The sequence below is a fragment of the Lacinutrix gracilariae genome, assembly GCF_042684485.1.
In the GTDB taxonomy this organism is placed as follows: Bacteria; Bacteroidota; Bacteroidia; order Flavobacteriales; family Flavobacteriaceae; genus Oceanihabitans; species Oceanihabitans gracilariae.
Map to the genome: position 1 here is coordinate 881,459 of NZ_JBHULM010000011.1, position 13,027 is coordinate 894,485.

The window sequence follows — 13,027 nt, forward strand, 5'->3', positions numbered from 1 at the left end:
AGAAGATTAATAAAAAATAGTTTCTTTTTTAAAGATTTCCAAGTTTTACTTTGGATTGTAAAGATAATATTATTCTAAAGACTTAAAAACAAAGTTTTTTAATTAAACTCTACTTCATAGTTCAATCGATTAGAAAGGGATTTTAATTCGGTTTCAGACTTAAAAATATTGGCATATAATTGCTTGCTCCAACCGATTCTTTTTGAGTATTGATTGAAGGATTCATTTTTCCAATCAAAACCATCTTTCCAGAAATTATTTGGTGAAACATAACAAAACGTATAGTCAAAAATTAAACTAGAGTTGTTAATTTGTGTTTTTTCAGGAATTTCATTAGAAGCTAAAAGCGTAATATTATTGGCTTTACAATTATCTCTAATTTGTTTTATGAGCGTAGAGTAATCTGCTCGAATACTTTCTAAATCAAAATCACTGTATTCTGTGTTTCCTATTTTTCTTATTGGACGTATTTGAAGTATATCGAAACTTTTTCCGCTAAAATGATTAAAAAGTTCTGTTAGTTCGTAAAAATTGTCTTTGTTAAAAGTGTAGTTAATTCTTACCTTAAAATCATATTTGTTTTTTAGTTTTTGAAAAGCATTAAACGCATTATGAAACTTTTCATAGCTTGCTTTTTTCATAAAACCTTCATAGCTTTCTTTAGTAACACCATGTAAAGAAATGGTAAACTCATTAAGTCCTGCTTTTAAAAGCGCTTCTATTTTTTCTTCATCCAACAAATTGGCATTGGTAGTTACAGAAATATAAGGAACTCCGTATTGTTTACCTAGTTTTACAATTTCTGGTAGGTTTTTATACAAAGTAGGCTCTGTACCACAACCTATTTGCAATTTTAATGCACGTTTAAATATGGTTTTTGCTACTTGCTCTAGCTCTTCTGGTTTAAATTGTCCTTTTAAGGTTTTTACATAGTCTGCATCTGTAAAATAACACATTTTACAACGTAAATTACAAGCCATTACAGGATCTAGATTTACTGCTAAATACCTTTTATTGAATTTATGCAGTAGCCAAAGTCCTAAAAATTTAATTCTGTGACTTTTAATCTTTCTGTTTAGTTGTAATAACTTGTAAATGTTCATTTAATTTAACTTTACACTTATAATATTTACTGGACATGCTTTGGCTGCTTTTTCACAACCTTCTAAAATAAGATGATCATTAGATTTTATGGTATAAAAACCTTTTTTGTCTTTAGCGTTTAATAAAACGGTTTTGCCATCTTTTTTAGACATTTGAAATTGCTCTGGAGCCATTTCAACACAGTAATTACAACCAATGCATTTATTTCGCTGTAAGGTAACAATAACCATTAAGCTTCTACTTTATTTTCAACAATTTTATATAACTTATCTGAAGGACGAATTCTAAAATCTAAAGGTATGGTTACAGAATCTCCTTTTGAACCTGTTTGTAAAGCTTGGTCATTAACCAACATTTCTTTAACCTGTAATTCTTTTGCTCCTGTAGTTGGTCCTGTAATTAAAATGGTGTCTCCTAGATTAAGATCATAGGCTTCCATTTTAAACTCACCAATTTTAGCTTTAGGATAAAAATGCATGCCTTTACCTAAATACACCTTTTTTTGTGTTGCATGTGATCCTGAACCATTGCTCCATTCTCCTAATTTTTGTCCCAGATAGTAGCCATTCCAAAAACCACGATTATAGACTTTTTCTAGTTCTTGCATCCAGGTAATTACATTATCTTTATTGTAATTGCCTTGAGAAAGACTATCTAAAGCATCACGATAGCATTTTATTACTTTAGCTACGTATTCTGGTGCTCTACCTCTTCCTTCAATTTTTAATACTTTAATTCCTGCATCTGCAATTTGATCTAAAAAATCTATAGTACACAAATCTTTTGGAGACATGATATACTCATTATCTAATTCCATTTCAAATCCTGTTTCCTGATCAATAACAGTGTACTTTTTTCTACAATTTTGCTTACAAGCACCACGATTTGCTGAAGAATTATGCGCATGCAAACTCATATAACATTTTCCAGAAACTGCCATACAAAGTGCTCCATGACCAAATATTTCGATTTCTACAAGGTTTCCTGAAGGTCCTTTTATTTGCTCTTTTTCAATTTGCTCTGTAATTTTTTTTACTTGTCGCAAACTTAGTTCTCTACTTAAAACCATGGTGTCTGCAAACATGCTATAAAACTTTACAGTTTCAATGTTTGTAACGTTTATTTGTGTAGATATATGTACTTCTAAACCATATTCTCTAGCTATTGCAATAACTGCTTGATCCATAGCTATAACCGCAGTAATATTAGCTTCTTTTGCCTTTTTTACTAGCGTTTTTACTATAGATAAATCGTGGTCATACACGATGGTGTTTAGTGTTAAATAGGTACGTACATTTTTTTGAGAACAACGTCTAGAAATTTCAGCTAAATCATCTAATGTAAAATTAATAGAGGCGCGAGCTCTCATATTTAATTGTTCTACACCAAAATAAACAGAATCTGCACCATTATCTAAAGCTGCCTGAAGGGATTCAAAGTTTCCTGCAGGAGCCATTAATTCAATTTTCTGCATAATAAAACTTCGTTAACTACGACTCTGACGTATTAAAATTCTCGAAAATGTTTCTTAAATCTTTCTTGTAAGGCAAGTGATCTGCTCTTCCTTTTTTAAAGATATCATTACTATTTGCTTGTCCTTTACGTAATGCTTTTTGTTCTTCAAAAGGCAACGCGTGAATTTCTTGACAAGTTGAAGAACAACAGTTGTTCATTTCTTCTTTACAAGCATCACACTGAATAAATAAAAGGTGGCAAGCATCATTTGCACAATTGGTATGCACGTCAAAAGGTGTTCCGCATTGGTGACATTGTGCAATTACGTCTTCACTAATTTTTTCTGCTCTACGTTCATCAAAAACAAAGTTTTTACCAATAAACTTATTTTCTAAACCTTCCGCATTAATTTGACGTGTATATTCAATGATTCCGCCTTCTAATTGGTATACATTTTTAAAACCTTTGTGTTTGTAGTATGCACTTGCTTTTTCACAACGTATTCCACCTGTACAATACATTAACAGGTTTTTTTCGTCTTTATATTCTTTTAAATCTTCTTCAATAATATCTAAAGATTCTCTAAAGGTATCTACATCTGGTGTTACTGCTCCGTCAAAATGACCAATTTCACTTTCATAATGATTACGCATATCTACACAAACCGTGTTTGGGTTTTCAAGCATTTCATTAAACTCTTTAGCAGAAAGGTGTACTCCTTTATTTCTTACATCAAAAGTTTCATCATTTAAGCCATCAGCAACAATCTTGTTTCTAACTTTTACTTTTAGTTTTAAAAAAGACATATTGTCTTGCTCTACAGCAATATTTAGTCTAATTCCTTTTAAAAATTCAATAGTATCTAAATGATTTTTAAAGGCTTCAAATTGATCTGCTGGTAGCGATAATTGACCGTTAATACCTTCTGTAGCTACGTAAATTCTTCCTAGAACATCTAATGCGTTCCAAGTTAAAAATAGGTGGTCTCTAAATTCTTGAGGATTTTCAATTTTTGCGTACTGATAAAAAGAAAGTGTTAATCGGTCTTTTCCTGCTTCTTCGATTAACGCAGCTCTTTCTTTTGCGCTTAATGTGTTGTACAGTTGCATGCTATACTAATTTTTAAGGTTAAAGAATAATTTTTTGCAAAGGTAGTGTTTTAAAAAGACTTAACAAGATTTGCATAGTTTGATACTGCTTTAGGCTATATTCTAAACAAAAAAAAAGCACTTTAGACGTTCTAAAGTGCTTTTAATAGACTAACTCGTTATTAATATTTTTAATTATTTAAAATTTTAAAATATGTTACGAGTTAACCTCCATCGGCTTTGCAATTGCTATTTACAAATATAGCAACTGAAAGGCCTAATACATGAATACTTTTTTTAAAAAACTTCATAGTTTGATGCTTTAAAAGATTAAACTATATATACCTCATAAAGACAAAAACAGCAGCTGTAATTTGTTTCTATTTTCTTCTATTCCAACATAAAACAAAAATGTAGTTTCGTACAATTTCTATTTCATTAAAAGAAAATATAATACCATTTTTCTTCTATTGTTCTCGAGTTTATTTGGCACTATTAATTAAAAAGCGAGGTTGTTTTTCTTTTTCATAGCATAAAAATTTTCCCACTTTATATAGTAGATGCAGAAAGAATAAAAAGGTTGCGTCTAGAAGGAAAATATTATTTTACTAATTTAAAATGAAATGTAATATTGTATTGTAATATGATAAAAGAAGTAGTATTTTAGCATCGATTACACGAATAAATAATATACATAGATGAGCAGCGAAAAAGAAGCAAAATTAAAAGCACTTAAACTAACTTTAGATAAATTAGATAAGGCCTACGGAAAAGGAACAGTAATGAAAATGAGCGACAAGGCCATAGTAGATGTAGAAGCTATATCTTCTGGTTCTTTAGGTTTAGATATTGCTTTAGGCGTTGGTGGTTACCCAAGAGGTCGTGTTATTGAAATATATGGTCCGGAATCTTCTGGTAAAACCACACTAACTTTACATGCTATTGCCGAAGCGCAAAAATCTGGTGGTATTGCAGCATTTATTGATGCAGAGCATGCTTTTGATAGATTTTATGCAGAAAAACTAGGCGTAGATATAGACAATTTAATAATCTCACAACCAGATAATGGAGAGCAAGCACTAGAAATTGCAGATAACTTAATTCGTTCTGGAGCCATAGATATTGTTGTAGTAGATTCTGTTGCAGCATTAACACCTAAAAGTGAAATTGAAGGTGAAATGGGAGACTCTAAAATGGGATTACATGCACGTTTAATGTCACAAGCATTAAGAAAACTAACCGCATCTATTAGCAAAACAAACTGTACAGTTATCTTCATTAACCAATTACGTGAAAAAATTGGTGTTATGTTTGGTAACCCAGAAACAACAACTGGTGGTAATGCATTAAAATTTTATGCTTCTGTTAGATTAGATATTAGAAGATCTACACAAATAAAAAGCACAGATGGAGATGTACAAGGAAACAAAACCAGAGTAAAAATTGTTAAAAACAAAGTTGCTCCACCTTTTAGACTTGCAGAATTTGATATTATGTATGGCGAAGGAATTTCTAAAGTTGGTGAAATTCTTGATATTGCTGTAGAATTTGAAATTGTAAAGAAAAGCGGTTCTTGGTTTAGTTATGGAGATACCAAACTAGGTCAAGGTAGAGATGCTGTAAAAGCTTTAATAAAAGACAACCCAGAATTAATGGATGAATTAGAAGTAAAAATTAAAGAAGCCATTAAAGAAGGTAAAGAATAAAACATACCTAATTACTTTTAAAAAATCCCGATATATTCGGGATTTTTTATTTTTATACGCAACCTTTTCTAGTTTTCTGCATCTAGTAATAAAACATGTATTTTAAGCATACTTATGTACTTATGAAAAAAATAGTAATAACTTTCTTATTATTCGTTTCTTTATTATTTTCCTGCAGCGTGAGTGATGACACACCACGCTCTTACTTTGAATTTTTACCTATTGAAAGTGTTCAAATGCCTGATACTTTTACAAGGTACCAAACACATAACATAGATTTATTTTATAACTTACCTTCCACTTGTCATGTTTTAAATGATATATATTATGCTATAAACGAAAACCAAAGAACTGTAGCAATAGTAAGTGAAGTATATACAGCAAGTGACAATTGCCAGGAAATAAGTACAGAAGCCGAAACTTCTTTTGCTTTTAGACCTACAGAATTAGGAACCTATATTTTTAAATTTTGGCAAGGCGAAGATGAATTAGGTGAAGACCACTATAACGTTGTTGAAATAGAAGTTGTAGAATAAATTTAAGTTTAACTAATACATGAACATGTGAGTTTAAACCAACTCATTCAAAATTGTAAAAAGAATGATGCTCAAGCACAAAGCGAACTATACCAGCTCTTTTCGGGTAAACTGTTTTCTATTTGCTTAAAGTATTCACGAAATTACGCCGAAGCGGAAGATAATCTGCAGGATGCTTTTGTGACTATTTTTAACAAAATATCACAATTCAATAACAAAGGTTCTTTTGAAGGTTGGTTAAAGCGAATTACTATAAATACCGCTTTACAATGCTACCGAAACAAAGGAGTTTTTGAAATTGTAAACGAAGAAAAAATTGAAGACATAACATTAGAAATTGAAGATGATGAGCTAAGCATAGATTATCTACTTAAAATTATTCAAGAACTACCAGACAGATACAGATTAGTATTTAACCTTTATGCTTTAGATGGCTATTCGCACAAAGAAATAGCTTCTATGTTAAAAATAAGCACAGGAACCTCTAAATCTAACCTAGCACGAGCTAGACAGATTTTAAAAGATAAGATAGAAACCTATAGAGCGAGTTTAAACGCGCAGACATTATAATGAGTGACAAAAAACATATAGATAGAATTTTTCAAGAAAAACTTAAAGATTTAGAGGAAACTCCTAATGCTAAGGTTTGGAAAAATATTCAAAGTAAAATAGAACAACCTAAGGAAGACAACAAAAAAGTGTTTCCTATATGGTTACGTGTTTTAAGTATTGCAGCAGTTTTATTGCTTTTAATTACCATTGGCAACCTCTACAATACCAACAAAAACAACACAAAAACTAACACCAATGTTGTAGATACAGAAAATACCGTAAATGCTTCAGAAATAGAAAACAATACAACGAACCAAAACGCTTCAAATACAACAATAACAGACAACAAAGTTGTTGATAAAACAACCAATACAACTCATGATGCAGAGCATTTAAACAATACTACAAAAACTACTGAAGAAAACAATACCAGCACCAATACAAGTATTGCAAACACCACTACCAGCAAGTCTACAACTACAAAAAAACAATTGAACAACGCTAATGCTAATGCTAATCCTGTAGCAAACAATAAAACATACACTAGCACAACAAAAAACAAGAATACTAACAAAGAAGCTATAAAAAGTACACAACAACCAACGGTTGGTATAAATAACTCAGATACAAACAGAGTTGCAGCTCATACTACGCAAGAACAAAACCAAGAAGAAAAAATTCAAAACAACACTGTTGTTTCTACTACAATTCCTTCAGAACAAACAGGAAACAACAACGTTAACACCAACGCTAACTCTAACGCTAATACTAATGCTGTAGCACAAAACAATTCATCAAATAACACCAACAACAAAAAAGCAGCTACAGCACAAGATGAAAACAAGACAACTTCCCCATTAAAAAACAACAAAGCAAATGCTATTGCAGCAAATACAAACAATACAGAAATAGAAAACACAAGCACAGACTCAATTCCTACTAAAGAAATAAAAAAAGAAACACTATCTATAGAAGAAGCCATAGCCAAAACAGGAGAGCTAAAGGATGAAGAAAAAGAAGAAGAAGAAACAAAAAAAATAAAAAGATGGGAAATGTACGCCAATATTGCTCCTGTTTACTACAACACGCTTGGTAAAGGATCGCATATTGATGAACAGTTTGTAAACAATACAAAAACAGGAGAAATAAATACCAGTTATGGTGTAAATGTAAGCTATGCTTTTAACGAAAGATTAAAACTTAGAACTGGTTTTAACTCCTTAGATTTAAGTTATGATACAGATGATGTAATTATTTATCAAAACGTATCTAGTAACTCTTCAAACAATGCACCTTTAAAAAACATTACTTTTAATAGCGAACAACCTATTTCAGCAATTTCTGCAACCAACCTTACTGTACAACAGGCACTTGGTATTTTACCTGATGAAAATGCTGCAATAAGCCAGCGTTTAGGTTATTATGAAGTACCTATGGAACTAGAATATACAATATCTACTAAAAGGTTTGGCGTAAATGTAATTGCAGGATTAAGTACTTTCTTTTTAAATCACAATAAAATATTCTCTGAATTTGAAGGACGAAAAACAGAGATAGGAGAAGCCAATAATGTAAACAACTTTAGTTTTAGCGGAAACCTAGGCTTTGGTTTTGATTATAAATTTTCTGATAAAATAATATTTAATGCACAACCTACATTTAAGTACCAAATGAATGCGTTTGAAAACACTTCTGGTGATTTTAAACCATACATAATAGGGCTTTACACAGGGTTGAGCTATAAGTTCTAGTTGGTTAGACTGGTTTTTGTTATTCTATAGTATGTAGAGTAACAATCACAATTAAAGGCTGTTCTGTGCCTAGAACAGCTTTTTTTATGCATTATAAGCAATTAACTGCTTTAAAATTATAGCTCTAGCTTTACTATTAAGTTCTTTAGTATTATTTGTTTTTAAACCTATTGTTGGTATAAATCGATGCATTTTAACACGCATTCTACCAGGACTTCCGCTAAAAAAAGTATAAGAAAAACGTTTTTTATTGTCTCCAAAAGTTAAAGGTACAATTGGTATTTGGTGGTTTATAGCTAACCTAAAAGCACCATCTTTAAATTGGGTTAAAAGCACATCTTCATCAGGAACCAAACCTTCTGGAAAAATACAAATACTTAAACCTTGGTTTAAACGTCTTTGTGCTCTTTTAAAAACGCCTTTTCTGCTACTTTCACTACTTCTATCTACCAAAATACAAGTACGTTTATAAAAGAAACCAAATAGCGGGATTTTTGCCAATTCTGCCTTACCTACAAATACAAAAGGATTTTTTACAGTAACCAACATAAGCATAATATCTGCCATAGAGGTATGGTTAGCAATAAACATGTAACTTTTGTTTTTATCTGTAATTTCTTCGCGTTCTATTTTTGTTTTAAAACCCATTCCTATTAAAATAAACTTAGACCAAATACGCGCTAGTTTAAAAAAATAAGGATACCAAGATTCTTTAAGTATAGAAATTAAAAGCAACGGAAACATTACAAGTATTGGTAATGCAACTAGTATATAAAACCAGATACGATAGAAAATCCAGAAAATGTATTTAAAAATTTTCATAAGCTCCAAAACTACTAAAATTATTGAACTCATCTTTATAAAAAAATTATCTTTGCTTTATAAAAAAAGAATTAAGTTTAATTTAAAGAGATACCTGCTTTTGTAGGTAATACTATGGCACGAATTTTAACAGGAGTACAAAGTACTGGAACTCCACACTTAGGAAACATTTTAGGCGCAATTATGCCAGCAATTAAAATGGCTGAAGACGCAAAAAACGAATCGTTTTTATTTATTGCAAACTTGCACACTTTAACGCAAATTAAAGATGCAGCAGTTTTAAGAGAAAACACCTACTCTGTTGCTGCTACTTGGCTTGCTTTTGGATTAGATGTTGAAAAAACAGTGTTTTACAGACAAAGTGATGTTCCGCAAGTAACAGAGTTATCTTGGTACTTGTCTTGCTTTTTCCCTTTTCAACGCTTAACCTTAGCACATGGTTTTAAAGACAAAGCAGATCGTTTAGACGATGTAAACGCTGGTTTATTTACCTATCCAATGCTTATGGCTGCAGATATTTTAGCTTATGATGCCAATATAATTCCTGTTGGAAAAGACCAACTACAACACATAGAAATGACTCGTGATGTAGCATCTCGTTTTCATGCTAAAATGGGAGAAACTTTTGTACTACCAGAAGGAAAAATACAAGAAAACATCATGCTTGTTCCTGGAACAGATGGTGAAAAAATGAGCAAAAGTAGAAACAACTTTATTAATTTGTTTTTAAACGATAAAAAACTACGTAAACAAATTATGGGTATTGAAACAGATAGTACTGCTTTAGAAGATCCTAAAGACTGGAAAACCTGTAACTGCTTTGCCTTATATGCACTTTTAGCTTCTGAAGAAGAAATAGAAACCATGAAAGCTAACTATGAAAATGGTGGTTTTGGTTATGGTCATGCAAAACAAGCCTTATTTGAGCTAATTGTTGAAAAATTTGCACACCAAAGAGAGCGTTATAATTACTATATGAATAACACAGACGAATTAGATAAGATACTTGCTATTGGTGCAGAAAAAGCAACAGTAATTGCTAATGATGTTTTAGCTAGAGTAAGAGAAAAAGTTGGGTATTAAACACCTTTCTTAGAGAAAAATTAAAGCAGTTATGTTTCTTTAAAAGCAACATAACTGCTTTTTTTATTTATAAAGGTTAAATCACTTCAAACAACTTGCCAGGAAGTGGCCTTACCACTCCTTTTAATTCCATATTTAAAAGTATGCTAGCTACTTTAAATGTTGGTAAATTACAACGCAAAGCAATAATATCTAGTTGTTCTTTTTCGGTTTCTTTTAAGTAATTATAAATTACTTTTTCTTGGTCGTCAAGCTCTACAAATAGTTGTTTTTGCACTACAGGTTTTTGCTTTTCTTCTAATTGCCAATTTAAAATATAAGGCACATCTAAAGGAGTAGATAACATATGTGCTTTTTGGTGTTTTATTAAATTATTACAACCAACACTTTGGCTGTCTGTAACACGTCCAGGAACTGCAAAAACATCTCTATTGTAAGATCCTGCAATATCTGCAGTAACAAGGCTTCCTCCTTTTTCTGCAGATTCTATAACAATAGTTGCTTGACTAATACCAGCAATGATTCGGTTTCGTTTTAAAAAATTGTTTCTATCAAAAGTATCACTACTCCAAAAATCGGTAAAAAAGCCACCATTTTTCTCTACATCTGCTACATACTTTTTATGTGTTTTAGGGTAAATCTGGTTAAAACCATGTGCTAAACAACCTATGGTTTGTAAATTGTGTTTTATAGCAGCTTTTTGTGCTGTAATATCTGTACCATAAGCAAAACCAGAAACAATAACAGGATTAAAAACAGCAAGCTGTTCTATTAGTTTTTCGCAAAAAGCAATACCATTAGTAGTTACTTTTCTGGCACCAACAACACTAATAATACGCTGTTGCTTTAAGTTAATGTTTCCTACTTGAAATAGTACAATAGGACTATCTATACAATGTTTTAGTTTTTCAGGATAGGCATCATCTGTAAAATAATGGCATACAATTTTTTCGTCTTTAATAAATTGCAACTCTTTTTCTGCAGCTTTTAAATGTGCACTAGAAAACAAATCGCTAATAACAACACTTCCTATACCATCAATTTGTAATAGATTTTGTTTTTTTTCTTTAAACACAGCTTCGGCAGAACCACAATGTGCAATAAGCTTTTTAGCAGTTATATCGCCTATTTTGGCAACATGTTGCAGCGCTAATATATAAAGCAAATTATTTTCTACCATCTATTGTTTTGATTTTCAACTTACAATTTAATTAATTTTTGGCCTGTTAATAAATAGTTAGACGGAATTTTTATAGAAAGCGAAAAAAAATTAACTTTGTTTTATGCGATTAGAAATATACATAAGCGATTTACTATATAGATATGACTGTGTTACAGTTCCAGGATTTGGTTCCTTTTTAACACAACGTGTTTCAGCAAAACTACACGAATCAACCAATGCCTTTTATCCACCAAAAAAAGTATTGTCTTTTAACGAGCAAATACAACAAAATGATGGTTTATTAGCGCATTATATTGCAGATGTAGAAAAAATACCTTTTGAGGTTGCTGTTAAAAAAATTGAGAAAAGAGTAAAATCTTTAAAATCATATTTAACAGAAGGAGAAACACTTACTTTTGATAATATTGGTGATTTATCTTTTAATAACGAAGGTAAAATATTGTTTGAACCTTCTTACCACTTAAACTATTTAACAGATGCTTTTGGTTTAAACCAATTGGTATCTCCTGTAGTTAAAAGAGAGGTTTACAAAGAAGAGGTAGAAGCTATAGAAAAAGTGGTTCCTATTGCTGTAACTACTGAAAAACGCAAAGCAAGACCATATTTAAAATATGCTGCAATTGCTTTATTAGCATTAACTGTTGGTGGTTTGGTTTCTTCTAATTTCTATGTAAACAAGATTAAAACGCATAACCAATTAGCGCAAGAAGAAGCAAACACGCAATTAGAGAATAAAATTCAAGAAGCTACTTTTGTTATAGACAATCCGCTTCCTGCTGTAACACTTAATGTTACGGTAAATAAGCAAGTAGGAAAATACCATATTATTGCTGGTGCTTTTAGAGAAGAAGCTAATAGCGATAAAACCGTACAAAAATTAAAAACCCAAGGCTATAATGCTAGAAAAATTGGCGTTAATAAATATGGCTTACACCAAGTGGTTTACTCTAGTCATACAGATAGATTAGAGGCCTTAAAAACCTTACGTGATATTAAAAAAACACATAATAAAGATGCTTGGTTATTAGTTAAAGACTTAAACTAAGTTACTTTTTATAACAATTCATTTTTATATAATTACTTCCCTTTTTTTAAGGGAAGTTTTTTTTTACACGCTTTTTTATAGGAAGAATATAGAAGCGTTAATGTTATAATAAAATTATATTCTTTACTCCTAAAAACGAAATTCGTTATACCTTTGCGCTTTAATTAAAAAAACAAGATGTCTTTAAAAACTCCAGAACAATCAAAAACTACATTAACCGATTTAGTTTTACCTAGTGAAACCAATCCTTTAAATAATTTATTTGGTGGAGAATTACTTGCAAGAATGGATCGTGCTGCTAGTATTGCAGCAAGAAGACATTCAAGACGTATTGTAGTTACAGCCTCTGTAAATCACGTAGCATTTAATCGTGCTGTACCTGTTGGTAGTGTAGTAACAGTTGAAGCGAAGGTTTCTCGTGCTTTTAAGAGCTCTATGGAGATTTATTTAGATGTTTGGATAGAAGACAGAGAATCTGGTGAAAAAACGAAAGCTAATGAAGCTATTTACACCTTTGTTGCTGTTGATGAAACTGGAAGACCTGTAAAAGTAGATGACATTTACCCAGAAACCGACTTAGAAAAAGAACGTTTTAATGGCGCTTTAAGACGTAAACAACTTAGTTTAGTACTTGCAGGGAAAATGAAACCTAATGATGCTACAGAGCTAAAAGCTTTGTTTGTATAATTCATTTTCACCAAG

13 protein-coding genes are annotated in these 13,027 nt (G+C 31.1%); 7 read left to right on the top strand and 6 right to left on the bottom strand.

Annotation, left to right across the window (positions count from 1 at the left end; translation table 11 throughout):
• Positions 1-98: 98 nt before the first annotated feature.
• From ACFSSB_RS10975 to trhO, 4 genes are read right to left on the bottom strand one after another with little or no spacing between them, the layout of a single operon-like run.
• Positions 99-1,103: a radical SAM protein gene (locus tag ACFSSB_RS10975; RefSeq protein WP_379904132.1), complete on the bottom strand. Its 1,005-nt coding sequence runs from the start codon at positions 1,101-1,103 to the stop codon at positions 99-101.
• Positions 1,104-1,334 (bottom strand): ferredoxin, encoded by a 231-nt coding sequence (locus ACFSSB_RS10980; RefSeq protein WP_379904134.1) that lies wholly within the window; start codon positions 1,332-1,334, stop codon positions 1,104-1,106.
• Positions 1,334-2,578, bottom strand: a complete 1,245-nt coding sequence (locus ACFSSB_RS10985) for a peptidase U32 family protein (protein ID WP_379904136.1) — start codon at positions 2,576-2,578, stop codon at positions 1,334-1,336. The genes ACFSSB_RS10980 and ACFSSB_RS10985 overlap by 1 nt, the downstream gene beginning before the upstream one ends.
• A gap of 16 nt (positions 2,579-2,594) precedes the next feature.
• A complete protein-coding gene (gene trhO / locus ACFSSB_RS10990) occupies positions 2,595-3,668 on the bottom strand; it encodes an oxygen-dependent tRNA uridine(34) hydroxylase TrhO (RefSeq protein WP_379904138.1) in 1,074 nt (357 codons plus the stop codon).
• A 677-nt stretch (positions 3,669-4,345) separates the two neighbouring features.
• On the opposite strand from trhO, the gene recA reads away from it, so the two are divergent.
• The 4 genes from recA (at position 4,346) to ACFSSB_RS11010 (ending at position 8,192) form a co-directional block, all read left to right on the top strand.
• Entirely contained in the window at positions 4,346-5,353 is a 1,008-nt protein-coding gene (recA, locus tag ACFSSB_RS10995) for a recombinase RecA (protein ID WP_379904140.1), read from the top strand.
• A 122-nt stretch (positions 5,354-5,475) separates the two neighbouring features.
• Positions 5,476-5,889, top strand: coding sequence for a hypothetical protein (locus ACFSSB_RS11000; protein ID WP_379904142.1), 414 nt, complete (start codon positions 5,476-5,478; stop codon positions 5,887-5,889).
• A 27-nt stretch (positions 5,890-5,916) separates the two neighbouring features.
• On the top strand, positions 5,917-6,459 hold the full coding sequence (locus ACFSSB_RS11005; protein WP_379904144.1) for an RNA polymerase sigma factor: 543 nt from the start codon (positions 5,917-5,919) through the stop codon (positions 6,457-6,459).
• Positions 6,459-8,192 (top strand): hypothetical protein, encoded by a 1,734-nt coding sequence (locus ACFSSB_RS11010; protein ID WP_379904146.1) that lies wholly within the window; start codon positions 6,459-6,461, stop codon positions 8,190-8,192. Before ACFSSB_RS11005 ends, ACFSSB_RS11010 begins: the two co-directional genes overlap by 1 nt.
• Positions 8,193-8,276: 84 nt before the next feature.
• Here ACFSSB_RS11010 and ACFSSB_RS11015 read toward each other — a convergent pair whose 3' ends face one another.
• Positions 8,277-9,014, bottom strand: a complete 738-nt coding sequence (locus tag ACFSSB_RS11015; RefSeq protein ID WP_379904148.1) for a lysophospholipid acyltransferase family protein — start codon at positions 9,012-9,014, stop codon at positions 8,277-8,279.
• 114 nt (positions 9,015-9,128) lie between these two features.
• Here ACFSSB_RS11015 and trpS point away from each other — a divergent pair, with 114 nt between their 5' ends.
• Positions 9,129-10,097: a tryptophan--tRNA ligase gene (gene trpS, locus ACFSSB_RS11020; protein WP_379904150.1), complete on the top strand. Its 969-nt coding sequence runs from the start codon at positions 9,129-9,131 to the stop codon at positions 10,095-10,097.
• A 76-nt stretch (positions 10,098-10,173) separates the two neighbouring features.
• On the opposite strand, the gene dprA is transcribed toward trpS, so the two are convergent.
• Complete coding sequence (gene dprA / locus ACFSSB_RS11025) at positions 10,174-11,277, bottom strand: DNA-processing protein DprA (protein WP_379904153.1); 1,104 nt, start codon at positions 11,275-11,277, stop codon at positions 10,174-10,176.
• A gap of 103 nt (positions 11,278-11,380) precedes the next feature.
• Here dprA and ACFSSB_RS11030 point away from each other — a divergent pair, with 103 nt between their 5' ends.
• Complete coding sequence (locus tag ACFSSB_RS11030) at positions 11,381-12,325, top strand: HU domain-containing protein (RefSeq protein ID WP_379904155.1); 945 nt, start codon at positions 11,381-11,383, stop codon at positions 12,323-12,325.
• Positions 12,326-12,502: 177 nt separating this feature from the next.
• Positions 12,503-13,012, top strand: coding sequence for an acyl-CoA thioesterase (locus tag ACFSSB_RS11035; RefSeq protein ID WP_379904157.1), 510 nt, complete (start codon positions 12,503-12,505; stop codon positions 13,010-13,012).
• Positions 13,013-13,027 lie beyond the last annotated feature (15 nt).

Coding starts and splice junctions, on each gene's coding strand:
- ACFSSB_RS10975 (WP_379904132.1), bottom strand. CDS start 1,103: ATGAACATTTACAAGTTATTACAACTAAACAGAAAGATTAAAAGTCAC.
- ACFSSB_RS10980 (WP_379904134.1), bottom strand. CDS start 1,334: ATGGTTATTGTTACCTTACAGCGAAATAAATGCATTGGTTGTAATTAC.
- ACFSSB_RS10985 (WP_379904136.1), bottom strand. CDS start 2,578: ATGCAGAAAATTGAATTAATGGCTCCTGCAGGAAACTTTGAATCCCTT.
- trhO (WP_379904138.1), bottom strand. CDS start 3,668: ATGCAACTGTACAACACATTAAGCGCAAAAGAAAGAGCTGCGTTAATC.
- recA (WP_379904140.1), top strand. CDS start 4,346: ATGAGCAGCGAAAAAGAAGCAAAATTAAAAGCACTTAAACTAACTTTA.
- ACFSSB_RS11000 (WP_379904142.1), top strand. CDS start 5,476: ATGAAAAAAATAGTAATAACTTTCTTATTATTCGTTTCTTTATTATTT.
- ACFSSB_RS11010 (WP_379904146.1), top strand. CDS start 6,459: ATGAGTGACAAAAAACATATAGATAGAATTTTTCAAGAAAAACTTAAA.
- ACFSSB_RS11015 (WP_379904148.1), bottom strand. CDS start 9,014: ATGAAAATTTTTAAATACATTTTCTGGATTTTCTATCGTATCTGGTTT.
- trpS (WP_379904150.1), top strand. CDS start 9,129: ATGGCACGAATTTTAACAGGAGTACAAAGTACTGGAACTCCACACTTA.
- dprA (WP_379904153.1), bottom strand. CDS start 11,277: ATGGTAGAAAATAATTTGCTTTATATATTAGCGCTGCAACATGTTGCC.
- ACFSSB_RS11030 (WP_379904155.1), top strand. CDS start 11,381: ATGCGATTAGAAATATACATAAGCGATTTACTATATAGATATGACTGT.
- ACFSSB_RS11035 (WP_379904157.1), top strand. CDS start 12,503: ATGTCTTTAAAAACTCCAGAACAATCAAAAACTACATTAACCGATTTA.